Raw genomic sequence first — 26,063 nt, 5'->3', positions numbered from 1 at the left:
GGTGGGGTGTGACACGGCGGCGAGAGGGGAGTGCCATGATACGGCGGAATCCCTGTGTCCCTCAGGGCCTTTGTTTTGAGGGTTGGATGCTGCAAGAGAGAAGGAGGATGTTGTAAATGAAACGGAGTTTTCTCGTTCTGTTTGTTGTCGTGATGGCCTTTGTGCTGGCTGTCGGCGGTGTCGCTGAAGCCAGGGCGGAGCAGGTATGGAAGCTGTCCCACGTGCGTCCCCAGGGCGCGCCCATCGACAAGGACCTGCACTGGTTCGCCGACAAGGTGGCGGAGAACACCGACGGCCGGATCAAGATCGAGGTCTACCCGGCCAGCCAGCTCGGCGACTACACAGTGGTCCACGAGCGGATCAGCGTCGGCGCCGTGGAGATGGCCTGCCAGCCTCCCGGTGTGGCTGCCGACAAACGGGTTCAGATAGTGTACCTTCCCTACTTTGTCACCAACTGGGAGGAGGCCCGGGAGCATTTCTTCACGGGCAGCGAGCTGATGAAGGTGGCCGCCGACCTCTTTGCCAGGCAGAACATCCAGTACCTCTCCAGCTATCCCGTCTACTTCGGCGGTGTGGCGCTCAGCAAGGCGCCCGGCGACGCCCCCTACGACCCTGAAGTGAAAAAGAACACCAAGGTCCGCGTTCCGCCGATGAAGACCTTCCAGCTCACCGCCCAGGCGATGGGCTACCAGGCGACGCCGATTCCCTTCTCCGAGGCCTTCACCTCGCTCCAGACCGGTGTGGTCAACGGGATCGTCGGTTCCGGCGCCGAGGGCTACTACAACCAGTTCCGCGATGTCATCGACTACTACCTGCCGGCGAACACCCACTTCGAGCAGTGGTACCTCTACATGAACAAGCAGACCTTCGAGGGCCTTTCCGATGAAGACCGTCAGGGTGTCCTCGATGCGGCCGCCGCCTTCGAGGAGCGCCGCTGGGAGAACGCCCAGCCCCAGCAGGCGAAGAACGAGCAGAAGCTTGCCGACTACGGTGTCGAGATTGTCCGCCCCGAGGAGGGCCAGCTCGCCGAGATCGCCGACAAGGTCCGCACCCAGGTCTGGCCGGTGATCATGAAGGATATCGGTCTGGAGTGGGCCAACGGTGTCATGGAGCGGTGCGGCATGGAGGAATACGTCATCGAGAAGTAACCGCTGCAACGGCAAAGGCAGCATCGTCCGGGGGCGGAGGGATTCCGCCCCTTTTTTCAATAGCGAGCCCTTGAGAGGAAGGGGGAGGTTCCATGAAATTTGCCGTGTTGGGGAGTGGAAACGGCGCCAGGGCCTGGGCGGCTCAGATCGCCGCGACAGGCCGGCCGGTGTCCATGTGGGAACCGCTGGAGGCCACCGAGGACTACAGGAAGCTCCGTGAAGAGCGGAAGCTGTATATGGAAGGCGACATCACAGCCGGCGGGGAGCTCGCCGCGGTGACCATGGATATCGCCGAGGCTATGGAGAACGCCGCCTATCTGCTGGTGGTGGTGCCCTCCTTCGCCCACGAGCCGATCTTCCGGGCCATGATTCCCCACCTGAAGGACGGCCAGCATGTGCTGCTCGTTCCGGGGAACTACGGCGGCCTGCTGCTGAAGCAGATGATGAAACAGAGGAGCTCGACGGCCCGTATCTCCATCTCCGAGACCTCCACCATGCCCTACGCCTGCCGGATCCACACCCACGACAAGGTGATGGTCTTCAAACGCAAGCTCGCCATGAAGGTGGCCACATCACCATCTGCGGACAACCAGGCGATCCTCGACGAGCTGAACGCTATCTTCAAGGGGTACATCGAATACTCCGGAGCGGGCAACCTCCTGGAGATGGACCTGGAGAACATCAACTACACCCTCCACCCGCTGCCGGTGCTGCTCAGCTACGGAGCCATCGAACGGGAGAGCGACACCTTCCGGCACTATATGGACGGCATCACCCCTTCGGTCTCCGAGCTGATGATGCGGATGGACGAAGAGCGCCTGCAGATCGGGGAGCGTCTGGGGCTGACGCTGGAGCCCTGCCTCTCCTATCTGAAGACCTACTACGGGCAGAACGACGCCGCCACGATCTACGAGTATGTCCAGAGCCCGGAGTCGCCCTACAAGGATCTTGTCGGCCAGAGTATCTGGAGCCGCTATCTCACCGAGGATGTCCCGGGGCTCGTCGCTCCCTCCGTAGAGCTGGCGGAGAAGGCCGGGTACAGGCCTGATGTCAGCAGGATGGCCGTCTCCCTCGCCTCGATGCTGCACAAAAAGGACTACTTTACGGAAGGAACGACGCTGGAGAAGCTCGGGATCGCCGGTCTCGACGTAGAGGAGATCCTGCGGCTCGGCGACTGACCCGGCTGTCCCCCAGCCGGATCGGTCCGTCGTGCCGTCTCCCGTCAAAGGCCCCCGCCGCATGGGGGTCTTTTTTTCTACTTCGAGGATTCCGCCGGGTGGTGCGCCGCCCTTCCCGGGGAGAGGCGGCGCGCTTCTCCGGTACTGCGGTGCCGCCGGGAGGGTCTTTCGCAAAGGGCGCACCTTTGCGGGGGACCCCAAAAGAGGATACACTCAACAGGCAATCCGGCAAAGGGGGCGTGGAGAACATGACGGGTGTCTGTACCGCAGTCCGTATCGCTCTTCTGGCGGTGATCGCTATCGGCCTGGGTGGAATACTGATCAAACGGAATCTCCTGATGAAGGTGATCGCCATGGATATCATGAGTACCGGTATCATCAGCCTCTACGTGCTCTCAGCCTGGCACGGCGGCCGGGCGCCTATCCTGGCCGCCCCGGCCGCCCCGGGTACGATGGCCGATCCCGTGCCCCAGGCGGTGATCGTTACGGCCATCGTGATCGGCTTTTCCATCCTGGCGCTGCTCATTGTCTCGGTGATGCAGCTTTCCCGGCGCCACTACACCCTGGACAGCAGACGGGTCGAACGGCGATGGCGCCGTTAGGGAGGTGGCTGGCGTGAACAGCGGGTTTGCGTGTGTCGTCGCCTTTGTCTTCCTCCCCTTTGTTTTCGGCATTGTTCTTCTCGTTATCCGGGCTCGGTGGAGATGGCCTCTCCCCCTGCTTTTCGGCGGCAACGCGCTGCTCGCTCTCGCCGGGCTGCAGCGGCACATGGTGTGTTCCCTTTCCTTCTCGGGTTCCTTCGGCGTGGAGCTGCTCCTCGACAGGGTCGCCTTTCTTGCGGTGCTGATGAGCGCACTGGTGATGCTGACCGTGGTTCTCTCCCGCCGCATGTCCTCATTGTCCGACCTCGGCATACCGCTGGTTGCCTTCCTCCACGGTGCGGTCAATGCCGTTTTTATCAGCCACGATCTCTTCAATATCTTTGTCTCGGTGGAACTCGCCACGATCATCGCCTTTCTGCTGATCCGCCTGGGCAACAAAGAGCGGCAGACCTGGTCGGCCATCAAGTACCTGATTATCGGCAACGCGGGGATGATGCTCTCTCTGCTCGGCGTGCTCTACGCCTACGGCCACAGCAACAGCTTTTCCCTGGATTCCGTGGCCACGCTTCCCGTAGTGCCGATCGCTCTGCTGGTGGTGGGGCTCTCCGTCAAGGGCGGGGTGTGGGTGATGGGGCTCTGGTTGCCCGAGGTCCACGGCGAGGCGGAGAGCGCTGTTTCGGCGCTGCTCTCCGGCGTGATTGTCAAGGTGGGGGTCATCCCGCTGCTGCGTATCGCCATGCTTTCCCCCATTGCCGCCGGGATGCTTTCGGTGGTGGCTCCTCTGGGCGCGCTCTACGGTGTGCTCTACGCCGTTTTCGCCAAAGATATCAAGAGGATGCTGGCCTACCACACCATGTCCCAGGTGGGGTTCATCCTCGCCGTGCCCGCCGCAGGGGCGCTGTACGCACTGGCCCACGGGCTCTTCAAGTCCTGGCTCTTCCTTTCGGCCGGCGCACTGGAGGAACGGGACCTGGGGCGACTCAAGGAGTCGGGCATTCCGCTGGAGCGATGGCTGCCTCTGGCTCTGGGCGCCCTGGCGATCTCGGGACTGCCCGGGCTGGGAGCCTTTGGCGCGAAAGCGGCCATTCTCAACGGGCTGGAAGGGTGGCGGCTTGCGGTGATGACCCTGGCTGCGCTGGGCACGGCGCTCTCCTTCGCCAAGCTGCTGTTCATCCCTGTTCGTCTCCACAGGGCGGAATGGCGTCTCCCGTCGCCCCATCATCTCCTCGTCTTCGGCGCCCTGGTCTCGCTGGAGGCGGTTGTGGGGTACTGGAGCTGGGGTTCTCTGTTCAAATCCCTTCTCTTGATCGCCCTGGGGTGGTCGCTCTATCTCGTTCTCCTGAGGCGGAGCCGCCTTGCGCTTCCCCAGTGGCCGGAGGAGCTGGAGCACTGTCTCGGGCTGACGCTGCTGGTACTGGCGGGGACATTGGGGGTGATGCTGCCGTGACGCCCGTGGGAGCGGCTGGGATCCTGCTGTGGATCGCCCTCGCGGGGACGTCGGATCGGGCCTTCCTGCTCTGCGGCGTGGGATTCGGCTTTCTCCTGGACCGGCTCCTGGGATGCCGGCTTCCCTGGGGCGGGACGCTGGTCTTTCTGGCGCGCCTGTGTCCGGCGGTGGTGCGTGCGCTCGGCGAGTCCCTTGTCCTGGTCTGCTTCCGGAAACACCAGTGGTGGTTCCGCACGGAGCGGCTCTCCGACGATTCGCTGTGGGCCATTGTCTCCCGGGTCTACCTGGTGACGCTGACACCGAAAACGGTGGTGATCCGTGTGAACCGACTGCACCGCGAACTGCTGGTGCATGTCCTCTGGAGAGGGAGGAGGGGCAAACAATGACAACGGCTGTTCTGGGTGCGCTCTTTGCCCTGATGGTGCTGCTCGTCGGGTTTTTTGGAAGGGCCGGTGAAACCTGGCTGAAGGTGGTCGTCTTCGGCTCGCTTTCCATCAAGGGGTCGCTGTTGCTGCTCGTGTGGGGACAGCTCGCGGGGCGGCCTGGGGTGACGTTGCCCGCGCTGGCCATCCTGCTCTTTGGGGACCTGGGCGTCGCCGTGCTGGCGCTTTTCCTCGAACGGGGGCACACCGGATGATATCTGTTGCGAGCGCTGCGTTCCTCGCGCTGGGGACGTTCTGTATGATCTGGGGAACGGTGCGTTTCTGTCTGCCCGGCCCCCTGGTGGTCCGGATCCAGTACCTCGGCGTTTCCGATACCATTGGAGCGGTGCTGGTTGTCGGTGGGCTGATGCTTCGCTTCCCCGGCGAGCGGCTTGCGCTGGGCATCGCCCTGGGGGCGCTCCTCCTGTGGGGGCCGTTCATCACCTTTGTGCTGGCCCGGGGCCTTTCCGGCGGTCTGGACCGGGGGGACCGACGGTGACTGCCGATTTGGCCGTCCTCGGCGTCGCTCTGCTGCTTCCCCTCCTGGCTGTGCTGACCCTGCGGCAGCGGCATCTCCTCCACGCCATCATCGGCAGGGGGATGCTTGGGATTCTGGCGGCCCTTGTCTACGCCCTTATGGGAGCCCCCGATGTGGCCGTGACGGAGGCGTTGATGGGTGTGCTGCTGGTGACGCTGCTTTATGTGATTGTCTTCACCTCTTCGGGGGAGTTCCGGGTGGGGTATGTGGAGCTGCCGCCGCTGGTTTCCGAGGGCAAAAGGGCGCTTACGGGCTACGAGGTGGAGCTTCTCCGTGCTTTCGGTGATTCCTGCGGGGTGCGTCCGCGTTTCGTTGCCTTTACGGAACGGGGGCTGCTGCTCGATGCACTCCGGAGCGGCGTTGTGGAGGCCGCCGTCGGTCCCTTTGTGTCGCCTTTCGATGAAGGCGAAGATGTGGCCGCCTTCCCGGTTGTGGAGACCAAGGTGATGGTCATGCAGGATGGCCGGTGGTTCGACATCCTCAGCGCCCGGCGTGAGAAGGCCGGACTTGAGAAGGGTGCGGAACCGGGAACCGTGCAGACCGGTTCCTACGTGCTGCTGGTCTCCCGGAACGCCCGCGACCTCCGGGAGACCTTCGCTCGGTTCCTGGAGGGCGGGGGGAGGGAGACGGTGGTGGAACTGCGACAGAGGTATCTTGGTGGGCGTCGTGCGTAGGGGCTATCTTGTGGCGCTGGTCCTTATCTTTATTGTGGTCGCGCTGCATCCCTGTGGGGAGACGGGGAAAGACAATGCCGTTCTCGTCAGCACCGAGCGGGGTGTGCCCAACGGTGTTGCCGCTATCTATCTCCACAACCGGCTCTACGATACCGCCTTCGAGGTGGTCGTTTTTGCCGTTGCCGTGCTCGGCTCCCTCCATTTTCTTGGGGGCGGCAGGCCGCCGCAGAGCTATGTGGTGTCATCCGATCCGGTGGTCGGGGTGGTCTTCAAGGGGGCTGCCTATTTTGCGCTGCTCTTCGGCTGCATTCTGGCCCTGGGCGGACACCTGGAGCCCGGGGGAGGCTTTGCCGCCGGCGTGGCGGTGGGGACCTCTTTGGTGGCTCAGTCGCTCATAGGGATGCAAAACCGCCTTACCGTCCGATTGCAAACACCTGCAGCGGATTCCGCCGAACGTCTCTCCTGGGCGGCGATCCTTCTGATCGCTCTGGCGACCTGTGGGGGGATCGCCCCTCCGGCAGGCGCCTACGGCACGCTCCTCAGCGGCGGATGGATCCCCCTGCTCAATATCCTGATCGCCCTCAAGGTGGGCCTGGGGACATGGGGGTTGACCATGGCGTTCCTCGAGCACCGGTGGATCTTCTGATCCCTGCCGGTTATCCCAGGGCCACGTCCAGGGACATCATGACGGCGAAGCCGATCATGAAGCACATGGTCGCCATGTCGGTATTGCCGCCCCGTTCCGCTTCGGGGACCACCTCTTCGACGACCACGAAGATCATCGCCCCGGCGGCGAAGGCCAGAGCGTAGGGCAGCAGCGGCCTGATCAGCAGGACCGCGGCGGCGCCGATGACCCCGGCGAAAAGCTCTACGATCCCGGAAAGCTGGCCGTACCAGAGGCTTTTCATCCTGGAAAGCCCTTCTCTGCGCAGCGGCATGGAGACGGCGAATCCCTCGGGGAAGTTCTGGATGCCGATGCCCAGGGCCAGGGCGACGGCTCCCGCCATAGTCGCCGAGGGGAGTCCCGAGGCGACGGCGCCGAAGGCGACGCCGATGGCGAGCCCCTCGGGGATGTTGTGCAGGGTCACGGCGAGCACCAGCAGGACGCTCCGGTGCCAGGAGGTGCTTGGTCCCTCGGCCTCCGAGGCGGGCGAGGTGAGGTGGACGTGGGGCAGCACCACGTCGATGAGGCGCATGAAGGCGCCGCCCAGGAGAAAGCCCACCACCGGCGGCAGCCAGGTGATCATCCCCTGGTGCCCCGCCATCTCGATGGACGGGGCCAGGAGCGACCAGTAGCTTGCCGCGGTCATCACGCCGCCGGCGAAGGCGAGCATGCCGTCCATGACGCGCTGGCTGAACTCGCGCCCGAAGAGGGCGACGGCGGCCCCCAGGGCGGTGACCAGCCAGGTGAAGAGCGTGGCGTAGAAGGCCTGGAGTACAGGGTGCATCCCGGAAAACAGATCGGCCATCATAATCCCTCCTCGGATCGGTTTCTTGGCGTAGTCTGCCGATTAGGGCGAGTATACCAGAGAGGGATGCGCTGCGTAGGCTACCTGCGGCCGAGAAGGAGCACTGTCGGGGAATGCCGGAAGACACGCCCCGCTCGATTCAGTCGGCGGTGGCTTCCCCGATAAGGGCGTGGACCTTCTCCTTGATTTCGTCACGGATCCGTCGTGTTTCGGCGAGCCGTTCCTCCCAGCTTCCTTCCAGTTTGGCGGGGTCGGCGAGGGGCCAGTGGCGCCGTTCGGTGATCCCCGGAAAGACGGGGCAGCGTTCCGCCTGGGCCTCGCTGCACACCGTCACCACGTAGTCGTAGAGATTGCCGGCGGCGTAGAGGTCGAAGGCCCTGGTCATCTCGTTGCCGGCGATCTCTATTCCCAGTTCCCGCATTACTGCGATCGCCAGGGGGTTGATCGCTTCGCCGGCCTCGAGCCCCGCGCTTTCGGCGGCGAATTCCCGGCCGCCCAACTCCCGGAGAAAGGCCTCGGCCATCTGGCTCCGCGCGGTGTTGTGGCCGCAAACAAAGAGCACCTTGATCGGTTGCATCGCTATTCCTCCCTGTGGTGAGATCTGCCTATGCCGGGGCCACTGTACCATCGGGAGTCTCTGTAAACGTTACGGTTTTGTAACGATGCAGCATTGTCGCTGCGGGCCGGTTTACCGCGCCCGCACCATAAGCAGCGGAACCAACAGCAGCGCCGCCGGGAGAAGGGGAGTGCCGCCGAGGCGGCAGCCGCCGGGGATGAAGAGATCATCCACCCAGATCGATTTGCGCTCCACCAGGTAGACCCGGTCCGGATCCTCGATCCGGAGTCTGATCTGGTGCTCCCCCTCAAGGTAGGAGCGGAAGCGTGCTTTGATCTCCCGTTCCCCGCCGGGTTTGAGCACCTCCAGATAGGTGCGGTGCAACACCTGGGAGGATCCCCATTCCCTCCTGTCGTAGAGGGTGACGGTGAGCTCCCGGAGTGTGGAGAACCCTTCGTTGTGGAGCGTGACGGTGATGGTGGTCCGCTCGCCGCTGTAGAGGTGCCGGTCGCCGATGTGGAAGGAGACGTCCACATCGGCGAAGTCGGCTCTGCTTTCGTCAGTGCCCCCGCCGTGCCGGGCGGCGCCCGCCGGCGGAAGGATCGCCGCGAAACAGCAAAGCAGCAACACGCAACCGAGAGCGACGCCTGTCCTGCCTTTCATGGGGCGGTCCGGACCTCCCTTACTCAACGAGTTTCCCCACGGCATCCCTGATCTCCGACACATCGCGGTCGTATTCGGCGGCCAGCTCCTTGAGCGGCTGGTCGTGCGGGGCGTCCGCAGGCCATCCCGCTTCTGCGAAGATTGCTTCCGGGGCGAGGCCGAAGGCGCCGGCCACCTCCAGGGCGGTCATGGAGCCGCGGATCTGGTCGGGATTCGGGATCTCCGGCGGGGAACCGCCGCTACCCTGATCGGCGAAATAGGCTTCCAGGTGTTCCCTGGCTGCTTCGTCGTCCACGCCTTCCACCTCTTTCAGGGAGGTATCCCGGGGGATACCGGCGGGAAGCTGCATCACGGCGATCACCTTCTCTTCCGGCAGATGCACCGTCGAGGCGATCTGTTCCACCGACATCCAGCCGTAGACGCCCTCGGCGGGGTTGATTGTGGAGGTGTCGGAGAAGGAGATCGATGAGTAGGTCTGCCACATGCCGCTCACCTTCGCCGCACCGTAGGTGCCGAAAAAGAGGAGCAGTCCGACGAGACCCACGGAGAGGGCGCTGAACCGACGTGTGCCGGCGCCGAAGCGAAGCGTTTTCTCCACAGGACAGGCCTCTACGCAGCGGCCGCAGGCGATGCAGTCCGGGCTGGTTTCGATGTCCTTCTGTTCCGGATCGAGCCCCATGGGGCAGGCCGTGCCGCAGAGATGGCAGTGGACACAGGTGGAGCCGGTGCGGCGGACCTTGACGAGGCTGAACCGCTGGAGGATCCCCAGGGCCGCGCCGAGGGGACAGAGGTAGCGGCACCAGAAGCGTTCCACGAAGAGGCTTGCCCCGATGGCGGCGGTGAAGAGAATGACATAGGCCCAGGGCCGTTCGGCGACCTCCGCGAGGCCTGCGCTGAGGTGCATGTAGGCCACCCAGGGATCAAAATCGCGCCACACCAGTGTCCCCGCCTGCCAGGTCCAGAGGATGATGGCGGCCATGATGCCGTATTTCAGCGCCCTCCCGGCCCGGTCGATCTTCGGCGGCGGCACCCTCTTGCGGATGCCCAGGCGATCCCCCAGTCGGGCGGTCCACTCGCCGAGGACACCCAGTGGACAGATCCAGCCGCAGAAGACCCGGCCGACGAGCAGCGTCATGATGACGATGCCGAGCAGCAGGATCATGGCGCTGGGGGCGACCCGCCGCAGCCACTCACCGGTGGTCAGGATGGAGTAGAGGCTTTCCAGACCGCCGAAGGGACAGAGCGAATCCACTGTCGGCGCCCCCTCGCGGCCCCCGCCCAGGAGCTGGTGGCGGTAGCCCACCCAGGTCAGAAACGCGAGAAACCCGAAGAGAACACTGTGGCGGATTGCTGATGTGCGCATACCCATTCCCCCCAAATTGTAGAGACCTGTCGGATATATATGATGCTGCAAGATTATACCGCAGACACCGCAGGGTGTATCAGGCGTATTACCGATCCCGGAGATGCCGGAGGTTGCGGAGGTAGTAGTCCTTGCCGTTCCAGGTGGTGCGGACCAGCTCATCCCTGTCGAGCAGTTGCTGCAGCGCTGTGTCTGCGCCGGCATTGTTGCGGAGGAATGCCTCCATAGCCTCCTCGCGCATGGGGTGGACGGCGGTGATGGAGAGCAGGTCGGCGGCGGGGTCGCCGGTGCGCGCGAAGCGGTTGCCCTCGTAGCCGGTGAGCATCTCCACGTCGATATCCCTCTTTCGGAAGAGATCGTAGGCCGCCGCCAGGGCGGTGTCCGGAGCCGGGGTGATGCCTTCGACCGCAGGAGGGCGGGTGGGGACCGCCAGGTAGCTTCCGGCGAGGGGGAGGCCGGCGATCCGGTCGGCCAGCGCGGTGATGTGTGCCTCGTCGTCGTTGTAGCCGGCGATGAGCATGCTCTCGGTGTAGAGCTTCCCCTCGAAGTGCTTGGCCAGCAGACGAAGGCCGTCGACTACGCCGGCGAAGTCGAGCTCCGGATGGGGTCGGTCGACGCGCTTCCAGACCTCTTCGGTGGCGGCGTCGGCCTTGACGCAGATCCAGTCGAAGGATGCCAGGTCGTCCCGGACCGCTTCGCCTGACAGCATGGAGCCGTTGGTGATGATGGCGATGGGGGTGCCGAGTCGTTTCAGCAGCCTCGCGGTCTGCCCGAGATTGCTGTCCAGGGTGGGCTCCCCGTCGGGGACGAAGGCGAGGTAGTCCACCTCCTCCCGGGCGTCGGCGGCGCGTTCCAGAGCCGCTGCGGCGTCCTTGTAGATGTCTTCGGGCTGATAGAAGGCCTCGCGGTGGGCGATGAGCCGACCGATCTGTCCGAGCTGGCAATAGACGCAGGAGTAGGAGCAGACCTTGGCGGGGACATTGTTGATCCCCAGACTTCTCCCAAGCCGTCGTGAGGGAACGGGACCGAATGTGTGCACAGGAATCACCTCTGAGAGACACGATTGTATGTTCATCATACGCTTTAGAGGGGAATCGTCAATCGGCAGGGTCTTCCGGAAGAGATGTCCTGTCTGACCGAAGGCTGCAAGAAACCAATATAAACAAGAGGGGTCGCATTTTGGCCGGCATCCTTTTCGTTGTATACTATGTAAGCAGGTTTTGCGGTATGGCAGAATGCTGTGGAGGTTCCGTGTCCCGGATCGCGGGCAGGGCCGATATTGATGGGCTCCCTGTTGCCCGGAGGAGGGAGAGAATGCAGGAAGAATCGATTTCCCCGTATGCTGTGGCGGTGGACGAGCTGCGGCTGCTGCTGGTCGAGGACGCCGAGGAGGATGCCGAGCTGGTGGTGCTCACCCTGGAGTCGGCGGGAATCCAGGTGGAGTACCACCGTGTGGAGACCGAGGCGGAGCTTCGGGAGGCGCTTGGTCCGCAGGCGGACTGGGACGCCGTTTTGATCGACTACAACCTTCCGGGCTTCAGCGGCCTGCGGGCGCTGGAGGTGCTTCGGCCGTGGAGGGAGACGTTCCCGCTCATCCTGGTTTCCGGGGCCATCGGCGAGGAGCAGGCCGTGGAGGCCATGCGTGCCGGCGCCGGCGATTTTGTAATGAAAGAGCATCTGGACCGACTGCCCCTGGTGGTGCGCCGGGAGGTGCGCGAGGCCCGGGAGCGGGCCAGGAGAGAGGAAGCGGAGCGGGCCCTGCGGAGCATGGAAGAGAAGCTGCAGGGGGTGCTGGAGTACAGCTCCGCGCTCATCTATGCGGCGGACAGGGAGGGGCGGTACATCCTGGCGAGCCGTTCCTTCGCCGAACACCACGGCGTTGGAAGGGATGAGGTGATCGGCAAAACCGCCTATGATCTTGTCCCCCCCGACGTGGCCGATCAGCTGGTGGCCCGGCGGCGCCATGTCCTCCAGACCGGCGATGTGGTGACCGTGGACACCAGGGTGCCCAGGGACGACGGCGAGCGGTGCTATCTCACGACCCTCTTTCCGCTCCGGGAGTCCGGGGGTGACATCGCGGCGGTGGGGGGGATCGCCGTGGAGACCACGGAACGGATGGAGCTGGAGCGCCGCCTCGCCGGTCGGCAGGCCCAGCTGCAGGCCGTTTTCGACTCCATCCCCGATACGGTCTTTTTCAAGGATACCGACGGTGTCTATACCCATGCCAATGCGGCGATGGAGGACTTCTTCGGCAAGCCCCTCGGGGAGATCATCGGAAAGAACGACGAGGAGCTTTTTCGGGCGGAGGAGGCTCGGGAGATCCGCGAGATCGACCGGCATGTTCTGCAGGGGATGCCCGACCGCGGCGAATTCGTCCGTTATGTCAACGGGACCAAACGGGTGGTGGACACCATCAAGGTGCCGGTGCGGGACGAAGAGGGGACCATCATGGGGCTCTGCGGTTCCTCCCGGGATGTCAGCGAACAGGTGCGGAGCAGGGAGGAGCTCCGCAATGCCCTGGACGAGCGGGATGTGCTGCTGAAGGAGCTCTACCACCGGACGAAGAACAACATGCAGGTCATCGCATCCATGATCTCCATGCGTCGGGGACGCACGGAGAACAGCGAGATGTCTTCGGTACTCCACGAGCTGGAGGGCAAGATCTATTCCATGGCCCTGGTGCACCAGAAGCTCTACCAGTCGGGGAACCTCTCCAGGCTGGATCTCAAGGGCTACACCGAGGAACTGGCCCGTCTCGTGCTCGGTTCCTTCGACGAGCGCCTGGGCCGGACGCTGCTCCACTTTGACTGCGAACATCTGGAGGTGACCATCGATACGGCCATCCCCTATGGACTGGTGATCAACGAGCTGCTCTCCAACGCTCTGGAGCATGCCTTCCCGGATGGAAGAAGGGGAGACATCTCCATTGCGCTCCGGAAGGACGGCCCGGGGACCATCGAGCTGACCCTTGCCGATGACGGGGTGGGGATGCCCGAAGGGTGGCGTTCCGGGAAGGGGAAGACCCTGGGACTGGAGACGGTGACCGGTGTGGTGGAACAGCAGATGGAGGGAAGCCTCGGCTGCACATGCCCCGATGAGGGGGGAACCATCTGGACTGTGCGGTTTTCCGACAGTCTCTACAAGGAGCGGGTATAAATGGCGCAATCGATCCAGACGTTTGTTATCGCCGATGACGAGGCGATCCTGGTGATGGACCTCAGGATGAAGCTTCAGCAGCGCGGTTACGAGGTGGTTGCCTCGGTTCACCGCGGCGACCGGGTTGTCGAAACGGTGCGCGAGCACAGTCCCGACTGCCTTCTTCTCGACGTGCGCCTCCAGGGGGAACAGACCGGTACGGAGGTGGCCAGGGAACTCCGGGGGTTTACCGACATCCCTATCGTCTTTATTACGGGCTACTCCAGTGCCGATATCGAGGAGGAGGTGCGGGCCATCGCCAACACGGCCCTTCTGCACAAGCCCTTCTCCCCCCCTGAACTGGACAGGGCCATCGAAACCCTGACGGGCGAGGGGTAACGGCCGATGTCTTCCGCCCGGCAGGCCGCCCGGGAAGGAAGCAGGGGCTACCGCTTCCTTATCGCGCTGCTGTTCGGCGCAGCCGGCTTCGCCGCCAACTTCCTCGATCTGGAGCTCTTCCACTCGCCGCAATTCAAGGTGAGCATCCTCATCGGTCTGCTCTTCCCCCTGCTTGTGGCCCTGGCCTGGGGATGGCGGATGGCCCTGCTGGCCGCCCTGGCCGGCGGCTGTCAGACCATGTGGATCCTCTGGAGCGGCGACGGCTGGGGGGTGCTCTACGCCGTCCCCGTCTTCACGCTGTGGGTGGTCTGGCACGGCTACTGGGCTGACAGAAGGCGTGTGTGGCCCCGCCGCTGGTACTACTCCTCCTTTGCCGTGGAGATCCCCTTCCGCCTGTGCAGCACCCTGGGCTTTTACCTCCTCTTCCCCCTGCTTGTTTCCATGAATCCTCCCCCCTGGAACCCTGCCATTGCCTGGAATGAGGTCCCTGTCCAGTGGGTGCACACGGTGGTGGCCAAGCATGTGGTCACCGCCTATCTCCTCCTGCTGATGGCCCATGTCCTGCTTGCGCTGAAACCTCTGCGGCGGATCTTCCGGCTGGAGCGCCGGGTGGGCGAGAAGGAGATCGGCGTGCTCTACAGCGCCGCCATCCTCATCGGCGTGCTGCTCTGGGGGCTGGATGCCCTGGTGGACCATCTCTTTTTCGCTGTCCCGGGGCAGACCTTCTGGGAGGTGGCGGTGCTCCAGGTGAGCCACCGGGAGCTCTTCATGCGGAACCTCTATTTCATCGTTCCGCTGATCGCCGCTGCAGTCCTGGATGGCAATATCCGCCATCGTCTCTTTCTGGAAGCGAGGGTGCATCATCTCAACAGGGTGCTGGCGGCGATCCGGAACGTGAATCAGCTCAGCACCAAGGAGCATGACGTATCGCGGTTGATCCGCCGTTCCGTCCGGCTGCTCACGGAAAACGGCGGCTATCTGCGGGCTGTGCTGGTTTTGGGTGGCCATGACGGCGGGGTGCAGGCGGTCGCCGGCTCGGATGTCTCCGATGAAACAGGTTCCTCCGTTGACGAGGGCATGGGTGCATGGCTGCTGTCCTGTCTGGAGGGAGCCCCTGCGGCCTCTCGGGATGGGGTGGTGCCCCTGGAGCGGATGAGCTGTCGCGACTCCGCCCATGACGGCGACGGTCTCCATTGCTGTGACATCGCCGCACCCCTGGAGCACCGGGACAGGCGTTTCGGGGTCCTCGGTCTCTCGCTGCCGCCCCAGCTGAAAAACGACAGCGAGGAACACAACCTGGTGGCCGAACTGGCCGGCGACCTCGCCTTCGCCCTCTACAGCCGGGAGCAGGAGCGGCAGCGGCAGGCCGCCGAGACGGAGCTGGCGAGCTACCGGGAACGGCTGGAGCAGCTGGTGGAGGAGCGGACCGCGGCGCTCGAGACGACCAACGGCGAGCTGGAGGCCTTTGTCTACGCTGTCTCCCACGACCTGCGGGCGCCCCTGCGCAGCATCGGCGGGTTCGGTTCCTTTCTGGAAAGGGAGTACGGTTCCCGCCTGGACCAGCGGGGGGAGCACTTCCTGCGCCGCATTCGGGAGGGCGTGGAACGTATGGAGCATCTGATCTCCAGTCTGCTCATGCTGTCTCGATTGAGCCGCAGCGAGATGGAGCGGCAGCAGGTGGATCTCTCGTCGCTTATCGAGGGGGTTGCGGAGACACTGCGTAGCGCGGAACCCGAGCGGGAGGTGGGGATTGCGGTCCAGCCTGGGATGACGGCCTTCGGAGACCACGGGTTGCTCAGGGTCCTCTACGAGAACCTCCTCGGGAACGCCTGGAAGTTCACCCGAGGTGTCCGTGCGCCCCATGTGGAGTGTGGCGTCGAGCGACAGGAAGGACGGAGTGTGTACTACGTCCGCGACAACGGGGCGGGATTCGACGGGGAACAGGCCCACAAACTCTTCCAGCCCTTCCAGCGCCTCCACAGCCCACGTCAGTTCCCCGGCGACGGGATCGGACTCGCCACAGTGCAGCGCATCGTCACGCGCCACGGGGGCAGGGTGTGGGCAGAGGGAGAAGCCGGTGAAGGGGCGGCCTTTTTCTTCTACCTCGGCGAGCCGTCGCCCTCGGAGTGATCCTGATCCTCGTCATCTATCCGATATCCCGCAGGCGGTTCCTCCTCCCAGGGCCGGCGCGGTTTTGTGGGGAATCCGCTGCCGAAGGTGCCGTCCAGTGCGACAAAGGTGGAGGTGGCGCCGAGCTCCCGCAGTGTGATCAGATGCTCCTTCAGCGCCTGTGAGGAATCGGCGATGAGAAAGAGCAGATAGTCCTTCCCGCCGGCCAGGCCGTACCAGTGGATGATCTCCGGGGTGGTCTCGAAACACGCCAGGAGTTCGTTGTGGTCGATGCTCCTGCGAACCCCCTGCAGCAGGACAAAGGCCTGGATCGGATACCCCAGCCTCTCATAGTCCACAATGACCGTGTACCGTTTGATGATCCCGGTGATCTCCAGGTTCTGCAGACGGGCCCGGGCAGTTGGAGCGGAGAGATTGACCGTTTCCGCCAGTCGCCGGAGCGTAATGCGGCTGTCCTTCCGCAGTTCCGAAAGGATCTGTATGTCCACCTCGTCGGCTTCGTACCTTTTCATCAATGCTCCTCCCTCCCGGTGACGGAGGACCCGGGATAGTGGTGGTGGTATGCGCGCTATGCGGGAATAGGATACCATTACTCTCCACTGTGTTGTACACACTAAAATATTGCATGCGCTGTATACCGGGAGAGAGGACAGAAACGATCCGCTCCACGTGCCTGGGGGGCGGACCCCGTCCGTCTCCCGGATACCACGGCCGCACCCTGCAGCCGTGGTATCATGTGCGGAAGCGAACCTATGGAATGAGGAGGAAGAGTATGCATATTCTACTGCGAGGTCTTTTGTTGATGATCGTCTTTGGGGCATTTCTCCTTGCCGTGATGCCTCTCCGGCCGGCGGAGGCGGCGGAGGCCGAAAGGGCCGTCCCCCCCAGGATCCCCATGGAGGATTTCTTCCGCAATCCGGAGAAGGCCTCGTTCCGGATCTCCCCCGACGGGAAGCACTACGCCTTTCTCATGCCCTGGCATGATCGGCTGAACATCTTCGTCCGGCCGATCGGGTCCGAGGCGGAGCCGGTGCGGATCACCGATTCCGAAGCCCGGGATATCCGCGCCTTCGGCTGGGGAAACAGCGAGAAGGTCATCTACCTCCAGGATACAGGCGGCGACGAGAACTACCGGGTCTATTCCGTGGGCCTCGACGGCGACGGGTACCAGTGTCTCACGCCCTTCGAGGATGTCCGCGCCGGGCTTGTGGATATCCTCGAGGACGATCCCGACCATGTCCTGATCGACATGAACAGACGGGACCGGAGGGTCTTCGATGTCTACCGGCTGAACATCGACAATGGCGAGCTGGAGATGATCGCCGAGAATCCCGGCAGCATCACCGGCTGGGGCACAGACCACGAAGGGCGGCTCCGTCTGGCTGTCAAAACGGAAGGACTGGAGACCACACTGCTCTACCGGCCTTCCGAGGGGGCCGACTGGGAGGAGCTGATGACCCACTCCTTCACCGACAAGGTGATCCCGGCGGGCTTTACGGCGGACAACGACAAGCTCTACATGCTCTCCAATCTGGATCGGGACACCCTGGCGCTCTACCGTTACGATCCGGCGGAACGGGAGTTCGAGGAGATGCTCTACGCCCATCCGGAGGTCGATCTGGGGGGGATCATCTGGTCTGACGCCCGAAACACCCTGCTCGGCGTCACCTACTACACCGACAGGCTGCACCGCCACTTCTTCGACGAGCAGGCCGGGGATTTCTTCGCCATGCTCAGGAAGCGGTTCCCGGGCTACGCGGTGGGGATCTCCAGTTCCAGCCGGGATGAGCGGAAGATGATCATCTCCGTCACCAGCGACCGGATGCCCGGCAAGCTCTACTTTTTTGACAGAGACAAGCCCGGCGAGTTCTCGCTGGTGGCCGATCTCTACGCCTGGCTCGACGAAGACCATCTGGCGGAGAAGCGCCCCATCACCTACACCGCCCGGGACGGTCTGGAGATCCACGGCTACCTGACGCTGCCGGCGGGCCGGGAGGAGAAGGATCTCCCGGTGCTTGTCCATCCCCACGGCGGTCCCGAAGCGCGGGATCACTGGGGCTACGATCCGCTGGTGCAGTTTCTGGCCAACCGGGGGATGGCGGTGCTCCAGATGAATTTCCGGGTCTCCACCGGCTACGGGAAGGACTTCTGGAAGGCCGGCTTCAAACAGTGGGGGCGGAAGCAGCAGGACGACATCACCGACGGGGTGCGGTGGCTCATCGATCGGGGGATCGCCGATCCCGAACGGATCGCCATCTTCGGCGCCTCCTACGGCGGCTACGCCACCCTCATGGGACTGATCAAAACACCCGGGCTCTACGCCTGCGGGATCGACTACGTAGGGGTTACCGATCTCTTCACGCTCTTCGAATCCATCCCGCCCTACTGGGAACCCATGAAGGAGCGTATGTACGTGACCATCGGCCACCCGGAGGAGGATGCCGACCTCTTCCGGAAGGTGTCGCCGGTCTTCCACGCCGGGGAGATCGAGGATCCTCTGCTGATCGCCCAGGGTGCCAACGACCCGAGGGTGGTCAAGAAGGAGTCGGACATGATGGTCGAGGCGCTCCGGGAGAAGGGGATCGAGGTGGAGTACATGGTGAAGGAAAACGAGGGCCACGGCTTCTCCAACCAGGAGAACCGCTTTGATCTCTACAGGGCCGTGGAGCGCTTCCTGAAAGAACATCTCCAGCTGGAGCGATGAGCGGCGCCGCCTCCGCCGCCGGCGGACGGGATCTCCTTGTTCTCTGTGAGGGACCGGCCGATGCGGCCCTGCTGGAGCGGATCAGACCGTTCCTCGCCGGGCAGGGATGGAGGCTTCGTGTCCGTGCGGAAGGGGGCGTCAACCGGCTTCTGCAGCGTGCCCCCCGCCGTGCCGCGCGTTTTGGCGAGCGACGGGAGGGGGTGGTGGCGATCTTGGTCGATGCCGGCGATCTCGAGGGGTCGCGGCAGCGCAGCGACCTGGGGAGGCTGCGCCGTTCGGGCATCGAGGTCGTGCCGGTAGTCCGGACCCTGGAGGCCTGGCTGCTGGCCGACAGCGAGGCGGTGACCAGGGCCAGCGGGCTTTCCTTCAGAGGGATGTCGCCTACCGACGGGATCGAGGATCCCAAGGCCGTCTTTCTGCATCATTTCCACAGGGCGGTGCGGGAGCGGAGACGTTCCTTTCTGACGAAGGAACGGGATTTCATCAAATCCGTGCTCTTGCACTGGGATATCAACAGGGCCAGGGAGCACAACCGCTCCCTGGCCCTGTTCTGCCGCCGTATGGGGGAGATGGGCGGAAAGGAGGGGAGCTAGGGGCCTCCCGGGGATTCGTCGCTGCCGTCGCCGCGTTTGTCGTCGGAATGATCGGTTTCCCGCCACTCCGCTTCGACGACCTCCTGCTCTATCTGGTGCCGGCGTGCTTCCGTATCCTCGCTCCGGCTGCGCCCGTCGTGCCGCTGTTGCGGCTGCCTGAACCGTCCGACGATCCAGAGCACCACACCGAAGACCAGGAGGAAGGGGAGGAGGATGATCCCCAGCAGGAAGAATCCGGAAAACAGCAGAATGCCGATGATCAGTGCGGCGAGGCAACCCAGGCCGCCTGTGTAGAAATACATAGTGGGGCTCCTTTCAGGCTCATGGTTGTCGGGGGCATTATACCTTTTCCCAGCGTCTGTGTCGCAGGAGGATCGTGAAAAAGAGGGCGATGCCGGGCAGAAAGAGCATCATGGACCTCCTGTCGATATGGAAGGGCGCCGGTGGGGCGTTGCAGGGGATGCCGCGTTTCCGCGCCAATCCCTCCAGATTCAGGAGATGGAGAACCGGGACTCCCTCACCGAGTGCCTTGCCGATCACGCCGTTTCCCGCATTGTCCTGCATTTCGGGACGGAGGAGTCCCCCGGGCAGCTGGAGAACCGCCTCGTCGCTCCCCATATTGGCGTGGGAGCCCCCGATGGAGACCACCAGATCCGGCCGGAATGTGGCGAGGCGCTCCATCTTCCAGCGGATCACCGACTGGAGATCGTCTCCGACGATCAGGGGGATGTCGGTGAGCCGGGCCGTTTCCCGCATCAGCGCCATCCCTTCCGGGGGGACCCCGCCTCCGTGTTCCCCACCCCCTCCCGGTGTCAGCCATTGGGCTTTTGTGTGGAGCAGTCCCTGTCGCCGGAGCGTCTCCGCCAGAGTCGGCCAGGGGCACTCCGGCACATTGGCGCCCCAGGTGGAGGCCCCCAGCGACAGGATGAGCAGGATCTCCAGGTTTCGGGATTCCGCGGCCGCCAGGAGGTTGAGCAGCAATCCCGGGAAGGAGGAGGAGCTGAGAATGGCGATTCGGTCGCCCTCGGCGAGCTGGAGGCGGTCGAACCACTCCAGGGAGCTGACGGCCCAGGAAGGGTGGCAGGCGGTGCGCTTGGCCGGCAGGCTGCCCAGGGTGGTTGTCAGGGGGCTCCATTCGTAGCCGATCAGGCCCAGTTTCCATGGGTCGGCCTCCTCCGAAGCCCCGCAGCCTTGCTCCCGGCGCCACTGATGGAGGAATCGCTCCGCCCTGCGCACCCGTTCCCAGAGCCGCTGCTCTTCGTTGTCGAGGAAACCGATACTCCCCCCGTACCAGAGGAGTGGCAGCAGGATGCCCAGCAGCAGAAGCCATCCTGTTGACCTGGCTTTTTTGTTCGGCAGTGGGTGCTTTACGGCCACAGGAGCCACCCCCCGACTGCGGTGATCATGGCGGTTGCTCCCGCCGTGGCCGAGGCGGCGGCGATGGTGTGCACCGGTCCCTGACGTTCCAGATCGGCGGCGATCAACCCGGGGATGACCCAGCCGAGCCAGAGCGAATCGGCCGCCCAGTGCAGCGAGAGGCCGAGACGAAGCAGCAGCGCCAGCAGGAGGGCCAGAGCCATCCGTTGGCGGCCGAAGACACCCAGGACCCGGACCGCCCCGCGGAGGAGCAACGCCACGGCCGCGGCCACCCCCAGCGAGAGCAGCAGTGTCGAGGGAGCGTTGAGAGAGAGGGCCAGGAACCCCGGTGTGATGATCCCGCCGCACCCCCATCCCGTTCGGGCGTAGTAGAACATCCCCAGAGCGATGCCGATCCCGATGGTCGCCGCTTCGTAGGGGCTCATAGGTTGCGCCTCCCTTCCGCGGAGAGAGCCCCGGGATACCGGTCCAGAAGCCAGTGCAGGGGGGCGCCGGCGATGTTGCCGCAGCCGAAGACGCGGGGAAGGCCGCGGATGCAGCGGTCCAGCTCCCCGGCGTCGCGGCAGCGGACGAAGGTCCCCACCTTGCCGGAACGGAAAGGGCGGTCGCCGGTGACCAGCACCCTCTGCCAGGGCCTCCCCGCGAGCCAGGGTTTGAACTGCCGCCACCGCTGCGGGCGGTCGGTGCGGTGGTTGTAGAGCACCGTGGTCTCCCCGGGCGGCCACCCCAGGGATGTAAAGAGCAGCTCCGTGCTCTCCGGATCGTTGGCCGTGAAGGCGCCGGCGAGCTCCGTGGTCTTGCTGCGGAAGATCTGGAAGTCGCCGAAATCGGGAGGGAGCCCCCCTATTGCGGCGGTTGCGGCCGAAGAACGGAAACCCAGAACACTGCAGGCGGTCTCGGCGAGGGCGCGGTTTTTCGAGCGGTGGTCTTCCGTTGCGGCGGAGGCGGGCAGAAGCCGGCAGGATTTCCCGGTCTCCAGCAGTCGACGCACCTCCCTGCGGTCTGCATCGTCGCCCTGGAGCACCACCGTGGCGCCCTCCGGTATGCCTGCCGCGACAGCATGGAGCGCCCCACGGATGGAGGGTCCCCACTGTTCGGGGTGGTCGGCCCGGAGTGATGTCATCACGACGATGTGCGGGGCGAGCCAGCGTGACGCCAACGGCTGGAGCTCCGGACTGACCGCGCTGTTTTCCAGCACGATCCCCTCCGTCCGGGCAGGGAGGCTGCGGAGCCACCAGCGCATCTCGGCGACATGGGCCGGCCCGTGACGCAGGATGAGCGACATGGAACCGTCAGGTGCGATCTCCCTGGGCAGAACCCCGGTGATCCGTGCAAAGCCGGACACCTCCGCCGAGAGGCCGGCGTGGATGAGACGGGTCACGCTGCTCTTCCCCCTGCTTCCCGTCACCAGAACCCTGCAGGGGACATCGGCGATTTTTCGAGCGGTGGGTGTCCGGCATGACTGAAGCCAGGTGCCGAGTCCGTCAGACATGGATGCCCTCCAGTTGTACAGCATTCTCCCTATTGTACTCTACCCCCTTTTCTTGAAGCGAGGTGTTGAGAACCAATCTCCGTAACGGTATCCTACATACCTGGGAGCCTATCTCTCCCTACCAAAGGGAGAGGATGGCCGCCAAGTCCGAAGGATCTGTTCAAGGAGGGGTTCCATGAGATGTTTCCGTGTTGTTGCTGGTTCCGAGGATGGCCGGTGTATCGCCGACTGTCATCTTGGAGACACGCCGTTGTTCTTGCTGTATGATATCTTCAGCGATGCTCCGCCGAAGCCCTGTGGACAGCGGGAGAATACGGTCCGGGAGATGGATCACGGAGCGGGGAATAAGATGCAGGCGGTTCTCTCGCTGGTGGAGGACGCCGATCTGCTCCTGGCGCGGCAGGTGAGTCCCAACTTCCGGCGTATGGCTGCCGTGTCGACCTACCAGCCGGTGGTGGTCCGGACGGAGTCTATCGATGACGCCCTGGAGGTGCTCCGGGCTTCCTTTGATCGTCTTGAAGAGCTCCTTTCGCAGCGTTCCAGGGGGGAGCCCTGTGGGGAGGTTCCCGTGTTCGGCGAGGAGCCGGGGTAGGATATCGGCTGTACCGGTACCATGCAGTGACGGGACCTCGCGAGAGAGCGGGGTCTCTTTTTTTCGGCACTTCCGGGAGGGTTTGCAGCCCGGGAAGGGGGAACACGACGGTTTGTCCACTGTCGGGGAGGTGGAATGTGGAGATGTCCGGGGAGAATGAGAGAGCACGGCCCAGCAATATCGTCTACGGCAGTGTCGTCCTGCGGGGCCGCAAGGACAGGAACAATTTCATCTATCTCTTTGCCTACATCAGCGAAGGGAAACAGGTTCTGTATTTGCGGCAGGTTGTCCTTGCAGGCTTCGAGGAGCATCCCGCCGGGATTGCCGATCCCTCCGGGGCCTTCGTCGGTCCCGAGTCCTTTGTGGCGGCCCTTGAAACACTCCTGGCGGAGCAGGGCGCATCCGCCGCGGAGAGCGGCGGGGATCGGGGTGAAGGCGGGGAAGGCGAAGGAAAAGAACAGGACAGCAAGGCGAGCTATATCGAAGAGACCATGGAACCCATCTGGCGGAACAGGGTGACGCCCTGGCGGGTGGACCGCCTCGTCCTGGCCGACGAACAGGAGGCGCAACGGACACTGGAAAAGGAGATCGGCGGCATTGTCCGGAGCCAGTTTCCGGAGCTCCACGCCACCGTCCAGTTCCGACTGGAACGGCTGGATTTCCGCCGGTTCGAAGCGATCATCGCGCAGAACAGGGAGGAACCCGCCGGCCCCCCTGTTTCCGGGGAGCAGGAAGGAAAGCAGGGGGAGGAGTGCCATCTCGTGATGGACCCGTTGAACGGCAGGATGCTCAACACGCTCCGGAAGGGCGACGGCATTGTCGTCACCCTTCCGGAAACCAGCCCGCTCTTCCAGACCTTGGCCGGAAAGGATCCCGATTTCGACGGGAAGCTCACGGCCACGGTGGTCTCCGTTGAGAGCGGGGAAGAGGGGTATCATCTTGCACTGCAGCTTCCGGGGGAACGAGACGCCTATGCGGAGGCGGAGACGAATCTCAAGGTTCGCCCGGACACCACTTCGGCTCCGGAGGAGAGCCTGATCGCCAGGATTGAGCAGCACTTCTGGCTTGTTGCCCTGGTCGCCCTCCTGCCTCTGGTGGTGCTGGTGATCTGGTTTCTGCGTCCCTTCTGAGAAAACCTTCCGAAACGTGCTGCCCCGTCTGGGTGTCCCGGCATTGCGTAAACGTCTGTTATGTTTTGGTTTACAAAACCGGCATCCCCTTGGCGCAGTGTGGCTGTATCCTTCATTCCGGAAAAGAGGTAGGTGTGGTGTAAGGGAGGAGAGGATTTGATCACTTGACGATGAACCGCAAAGTAGGTACAGTTGATTTAAACTCTTTGTTGAGAGGGAGCGCCAACTCCTGTGCCGGCAGTGCGGCATACCGCTGGAAGGTGGGTGGAGGCCCCCGGACAGCGGTTCCGCCGACGAGGCCTGAAAAAGCGAATGATAAGGGTGGATTGACTCGTGGGTACGTTGCTGGAACTCGAAAGGCTGTCGAAACACTTTCCGCTTGATGCACACAGAACCGTCAAGGCCGTTGACGCGGTCACCATGAATGTCAACCGGGGCGACATCTTCGGCATCGCCGGGGAATCGGGTTCGGGCAAGACCACCCTGGGTCGGGTGATCCTGAAGCTGCTCGATGCGTCATCCGGCACGATATCCTATGACGGACAGGACATCACCGGCCTCGATCTCGGACACGAAAAACGGCTGCGGCGCAAGCTGCAGATCGTCTTCCAGGATCCCTACGCGTCGCTCCATCCGAGAAAGAAGATCAAGGATATCGTCGGTCAGGGGCTCCGCACCCACGGCCTGGTCGCCAACGAGCAGGAGATGATCGAACGGGTCGGGGATTTTCTCTCCCTGGTGGGGATGAACGAACAGCACCTCTATCGCTATCCCCACGAGCTTTCCGGAGGGCAGCGGCAGCGAGTGGCCATCGCCAGGGCCCTGATCCTGGATCCGGAACTGGTGGTGCTCGACGAGCCCACGTCATCGCTGGACGTCTCGGTGCAGGCAGAGGTGCTGAAACTGCTGAAGCGTCTCCGGGACGAGCTGGATCTCACCTATCTCTTCATCACCCACGACCTCTCTGTGGTCAGACTCTTCACCGAAAAGCTCGCCATCCTCTACCTCGGCCGGATCATGGAGATCGGCAGGACCGAAGCGATCTTCCGGCACCCCCTCCACCCCTATACCGAAGCGCTCATGTCGGTGACGCCGAAGCTGGATCCCGACAAACGTGGCGGCAAGATCATTCTCCAGGGCGAGATCCCCAGCCCCATCGATCCCCCGAAGGGGTGCCCCTTCCATACCCGTTGTTTCAAAAAAATCGGTTCTATCTGTGAAACGGAACGTCCCGAGCTGAAAGACCTGGGCGACGGCCACTGCGTGGCCTGTCACCTCCACTGAGCGGCTTGTTTATAGTGTGCTTGCCTATGTCGGGAGAGGATGCAGATGAAGCAGAATCGGATCACCGGGATCGAACTGTACAAGGCTGATTTCGGGCTTTTGGAACCCTTCCGGACCTCACTGGCCGAGATCAGCTGTGCCCACAACATCATTGCCCGTATCTACGCCGAAGACGGCCTGTACGGGACGGGCGAGGCGCGCCCCAATCCCCCGGTGACGGGGGAGACCCAGTGCGGCGCGGTGGCTGTGGGCGAGGAGATCGCCCCGCGACTGCTGGGCCGTGCCGCCTGGGATATCGAGGGCGCGGTCCGCACCCTCGATAGGGCGCTTCACGGGAACAGCGCACTCAAAAGCGCCTTCGATATCGCTCTCTACGACTTGCTGGGGAAGATCGCCGGCATGCCGCTCTATGCCCTGCTCGGTGGGCCGAAGCGTACCGTGGTGACCGACAACACCGTGAGCCTCGCCCCCCCGGAGGAGATGGCGGCGAAGGCGCTGGAATACAAAAAAGAAGGCTTTGACGCTATCAAAGTGAAGCTCGGACGCACCCTGGACGAGGACCTCTACCGGGTTGAACAGGTGCGGGAGGCTGTCGGTCCTGATGTGGCGATCCGTCTGGATGCCAACCAGGGGTGGGACTTCAAGACGGCCGTCCGTATTTTGCAGGCCATGGAGCCGCTGAGGATCCAGTACTGCGAGCAGCCGCTGGCCCATTGGGATTTCGAAGGGCTGCGGCGGCTCCGGGAGCGGACATCCATACCGGTCATGGCCGACGAGGCGGTCTTCGGCCATCATGACGCCTTCAAGCTGGCATCCCGGGGCTGCTGCGACTACCTCAATATCAAACTGGCCAAAACGGGCGGTATCCACCATGCCCTGCAGGTGAACGCCATCGCCGAGGCCTGCGGCATGACCTGCATGGTGGGCTGTATGACCGAATCCCGGCTTCCTCTGACGGCGGCGGCCCATCTGATGTCGGCCAGGCCCAACATCCGCTTTGCCGATCTCGACGGCCACCGCAACATGAATGTCGATCCGGTGACAGACGGGGCGGTCTACGAGGGCGGCACGATCACGCTGCCGGACACGCCCGGCCACGGTGCCGATTACGAACGCGAGTTTCTGGCGCAGTGTCCCTGCGTCAGTGTCGAGTGATTCCATCGCTAC

Annotated in this window: 28 protein-coding genes; 18 read left to right on the top strand and 10 right to left on the bottom strand. The window is 63.8% G+C overall.

Going from position 1 to position 26,063, the window contains the following annotated elements; all coding sequences use genetic code 11:
- Positions 1 to 116: 116 nt before the first annotated feature.
- The 9 genes from dctP to K9L28_01925 all read left to right on the top strand — a co-directional run bounded on the left by dctP (position 117) and on the right by K9L28_01925 (position 6,655).
- Positions 117 to 1,148: a TRAP transporter substrate-binding protein DctP gene (gene dctP / locus K9L28_01965; protein ID MCF7935101.1), complete on the top strand. Its 1,032-nt coding sequence runs from the start codon at positions 117 to 119 to the stop codon at positions 1,146 to 1,148.
- Between the two features lie 92 nt (positions 1,149 to 1,240).
- Positions 1,241 to 2,326, top strand: coding sequence for an NAD/NADP octopine/nopaline dehydrogenase family protein (locus K9L28_01960; GenBank protein MCF7935100.1), 1,086 nt, complete (start codon positions 1,241 to 1,243; stop codon positions 2,324 to 2,326).
- Positions 2,327 to 2,574: 248 nt separating this feature from the next.
- Positions 2,575 to 2,928 carry a cation:proton antiporter subunit C gene (locus K9L28_01955; protein MCF7935099.1) on the top strand — a complete coding sequence of 118 codons (354 nt, stop codon included), beginning with the start codon at positions 2,575 to 2,577 and terminating at the stop codon, positions 2,926 to 2,928.
- A gap of 13 nt (positions 2,929 to 2,941) precedes the next feature.
- Positions 2,942 to 4,375 (top strand): hypothetical protein, encoded by a 1,434-nt coding sequence (locus tag K9L28_01950; GenBank protein ID MCF7935098.1) that lies wholly within the window; start codon positions 2,942 to 2,944, stop codon positions 4,373 to 4,375.
- Complete coding sequence (locus tag K9L28_01945; GenBank protein MCF7935097.1) at positions 4,372 to 4,761, top strand: Na+/H+ antiporter subunit E; 390 nt, start codon at positions 4,372 to 4,374, stop codon at positions 4,759 to 4,761. The genes K9L28_01950 and K9L28_01945 overlap by 4 nt, the downstream gene beginning before the upstream one ends.
- Positions 4,758 to 5,012, top strand: coding sequence for a hypothetical protein (locus tag K9L28_01940; GenBank protein ID MCF7935096.1), 255 nt, complete (start codon positions 4,758 to 4,760; stop codon positions 5,010 to 5,012). The genes K9L28_01945 and K9L28_01940 overlap by 4 nt, the downstream gene beginning before the upstream one ends.
- On the top strand, positions 5,009 to 5,296 hold the full coding sequence (locus K9L28_01935; GenBank protein MCF7935095.1) for a monovalent cation/H(+) antiporter subunit G: 288 nt from the start codon (positions 5,009 to 5,011) through the stop codon (positions 5,294 to 5,296). The genes K9L28_01940 and K9L28_01935 overlap by 4 nt, the downstream gene beginning before the upstream one ends.
- The gene (locus K9L28_01930) at positions 5,293 to 6,009 is read left to right on the top strand and encodes a DUF4040 domain-containing protein (protein MCF7935094.1); all 717 of its coding nucleotides are present in this window, start codon (positions 5,293 to 5,295) and stop codon (positions 6,007 to 6,009) included. Before K9L28_01935 ends, K9L28_01930 begins: the two co-directional genes overlap by 4 nt.
- Positions 5,993 to 6,655 (top strand): hypothetical protein, encoded by a 663-nt coding sequence (locus K9L28_01925; GenBank protein MCF7935093.1) that lies wholly within the window; start codon positions 5,993 to 5,995, stop codon positions 6,653 to 6,655. The genes K9L28_01930 and K9L28_01925 overlap by 17 nt, the downstream gene beginning before the upstream one ends.
- A gap of 10 nt (positions 6,656 to 6,665) precedes the next feature.
- Here the strand turns inward: K9L28_01925 and K9L28_01920 are convergent, their stop codons facing one another.
- The 5 genes from K9L28_01920 to K9L28_01900 form a co-directional block, all read right to left on the bottom strand.
- Positions 6,666 to 7,478 carry a ZIP family metal transporter gene (locus tag K9L28_01920; GenBank protein MCF7935092.1) on the bottom strand — a complete coding sequence of 271 codons (813 nt, stop codon included), beginning with the start codon at positions 7,476 to 7,478 and terminating at the stop codon, positions 6,666 to 6,668.
- 139 nt (positions 7,479 to 7,617) lie between these two features.
- Positions 7,618 to 8,055, bottom strand: a complete 438-nt coding sequence (locus tag K9L28_01915; GenBank protein ID MCF7935091.1) for an arsenate reductase ArsC — start codon at positions 8,053 to 8,055, stop codon at positions 7,618 to 7,620.
- 111 nt (positions 8,056 to 8,166) lie between these two features.
- Positions 8,167 to 8,697: a hypothetical protein gene (locus K9L28_01910; GenBank protein MCF7935090.1), complete on the bottom strand. Its 531-nt coding sequence runs from the start codon at positions 8,695 to 8,697 to the stop codon at positions 8,167 to 8,169.
- 19 nt (positions 8,698 to 8,716) lie between these two features.
- A complete protein-coding gene (locus K9L28_01905; protein MCF7935089.1) occupies positions 8,717 to 10,060 on the bottom strand; it encodes a 4Fe-4S binding protein in 1,344 nt (447 codons plus the stop codon).
- A gap of 88 nt (positions 10,061 to 10,148) precedes the next feature.
- On the bottom strand, positions 10,149 to 11,099 hold the full coding sequence (locus K9L28_01900; protein ID MCF7935088.1) for a radical SAM protein: 951 nt from the start codon (positions 11,097 to 11,099) through the stop codon (positions 10,149 to 10,151).
- Between the two features lie 275 nt (positions 11,100 to 11,374).
- Between K9L28_01900 and K9L28_01895 the strand changes: the two genes are divergently transcribed.
- The 3 genes from K9L28_01895 to K9L28_01885 are packed head-to-tail and all read left to right on the top strand — an operon-like array spanning position 11,375 to position 15,724.
- The gene (locus K9L28_01895; protein ID MCF7935087.1) at positions 11,375 to 13,216 is read left to right on the top strand and encodes a PAS domain-containing protein; all 1,842 of its coding nucleotides are present in this window, start codon (positions 11,375 to 11,377) and stop codon (positions 13,214 to 13,216) included.
- The gene (locus K9L28_01890) at positions 13,217 to 13,594 is read left to right on the top strand and encodes a response regulator (protein MCF7935086.1); all 378 of its coding nucleotides are present in this window, start codon (positions 13,217 to 13,219) and stop codon (positions 13,592 to 13,594) included. It abuts the gene before it with no gap.
- Positions 13,595 to 13,600: 6 nt separating this feature from the next.
- Positions 13,601 to 15,724, top strand: a complete 2,124-nt coding sequence (locus K9L28_01885; GenBank protein MCF7935085.1) for a hypothetical protein — start codon at positions 13,601 to 13,603, stop codon at positions 15,722 to 15,724.
- Here K9L28_01885 and K9L28_01880 read toward each other — a convergent pair.
- Positions 15,694 to 16,236, bottom strand: a complete 543-nt coding sequence (locus K9L28_01880; GenBank protein ID MCF7935084.1) for an Lrp/AsnC family transcriptional regulator — start codon at positions 16,234 to 16,236, stop codon at positions 15,694 to 15,696. The genes K9L28_01885 and K9L28_01880 overlap by 31 nt on opposite strands.
- Positions 16,237 to 16,496: 260 nt before the next feature.
- On the opposite strand from K9L28_01880, the gene K9L28_01875 reads away from it, so the two are divergent.
- A complete protein-coding gene (locus tag K9L28_01875; GenBank protein MCF7935083.1) occupies positions 16,497 to 18,428 on the top strand; it encodes a S9 family peptidase in 1,932 nt (643 codons plus the stop codon).
- Entirely contained in the window at positions 18,425 to 19,021 is a 597-nt protein-coding gene (locus K9L28_01870) for a DUF4276 family protein (protein MCF7935082.1), read from the top strand. The genes K9L28_01875 and K9L28_01870 overlap by 4 nt, the downstream gene beginning before the upstream one ends.
- Here the strand turns inward: K9L28_01870 and K9L28_01865 are convergent.
- The 4 genes from K9L28_01865 to K9L28_01850 are packed head-to-tail and all read right to left on the bottom strand — an operon-like array spanning position 19,018 to position 21,890.
- A complete protein-coding gene (locus K9L28_01865) occupies positions 19,018 to 19,323 on the bottom strand; it encodes an envelope stress response protein PspG (GenBank protein MCF7935081.1) in 306 nt (101 codons plus the stop codon). The genes K9L28_01870 and K9L28_01865 overlap by 4 nt on opposite strands.
- A 37-nt stretch (positions 19,324 to 19,360) precedes the next feature.
- Positions 19,361 to 20,398, bottom strand: coding sequence for a poly-gamma-glutamate system protein (pgsW, locus tag K9L28_01860; protein ID MCF7935080.1), 1,038 nt, complete (start codon positions 20,396 to 20,398; stop codon positions 19,361 to 19,363).
- The gene (locus K9L28_01855; GenBank protein MCF7935079.1) at positions 20,389 to 20,823 is read right to left on the bottom strand and encodes a poly-gamma-glutamate biosynthesis protein PgsC/CapC; all 435 of its coding nucleotides are present in this window, start codon (positions 20,821 to 20,823) and stop codon (positions 20,389 to 20,391) included. Before K9L28_01855 ends, pgsW begins: the two co-directional genes overlap by 10 nt.
- Positions 20,820 to 21,890, bottom strand: coding sequence for a hypothetical protein (locus K9L28_01850; protein ID MCF7935078.1), 1,071 nt, complete (start codon positions 21,888 to 21,890; stop codon positions 20,820 to 20,822). The genes K9L28_01855 and K9L28_01850 overlap by 4 nt, the downstream gene beginning before the upstream one ends.
- A gap of 250 nt (positions 21,891 to 22,140) precedes the next feature.
- Here K9L28_01850 and K9L28_01845 point away from each other — a divergent pair, with 250 nt between their 5' ends.
- The 4 genes from K9L28_01845 (at position 22,141) to K9L28_01830 (ending at position 26,051) form a co-directional block, all read left to right on the top strand.
- A complete protein-coding gene (locus K9L28_01845; GenBank protein MCF7935077.1) occupies positions 22,141 to 22,482 on the top strand; it encodes a hypothetical protein in 342 nt (113 codons plus the stop codon).
- Positions 22,483 to 22,625: 143 nt separating this feature from the next.
- Positions 22,626 to 23,612 (top strand): hypothetical protein, encoded by a 987-nt coding sequence (locus K9L28_01840; GenBank protein ID MCF7935076.1) that lies wholly within the window; start codon positions 22,626 to 22,628, stop codon positions 23,610 to 23,612.
- A gap of 333 nt (positions 23,613 to 23,945) precedes the next feature.
- Positions 23,946 to 24,896, top strand: coding sequence for an ATP-binding cassette domain-containing protein (locus K9L28_01835; protein MCF7935075.1), 951 nt, complete (start codon positions 23,946 to 23,948; stop codon positions 24,894 to 24,896).
- Between the two features lie 45 nt (positions 24,897 to 24,941).
- A complete protein-coding gene (locus K9L28_01830) occupies positions 24,942 to 26,051 on the top strand; it encodes a dipeptide epimerase (GenBank protein ID MCF7935074.1) in 1,110 nt (369 codons plus the stop codon).
- Positions 26,052 to 26,063: the final 12 nt, after the last annotated feature.

This window comes from Synergistales bacterium (assembly GCA_021736445.1).
GTDB lineage: Bacteria > Synergistota > Synergistia > Synergistales > Aminiphilaceae > JAIPGA01.
This window is presented reverse-complemented; position numbering and strand designations above follow the sequence as displayed.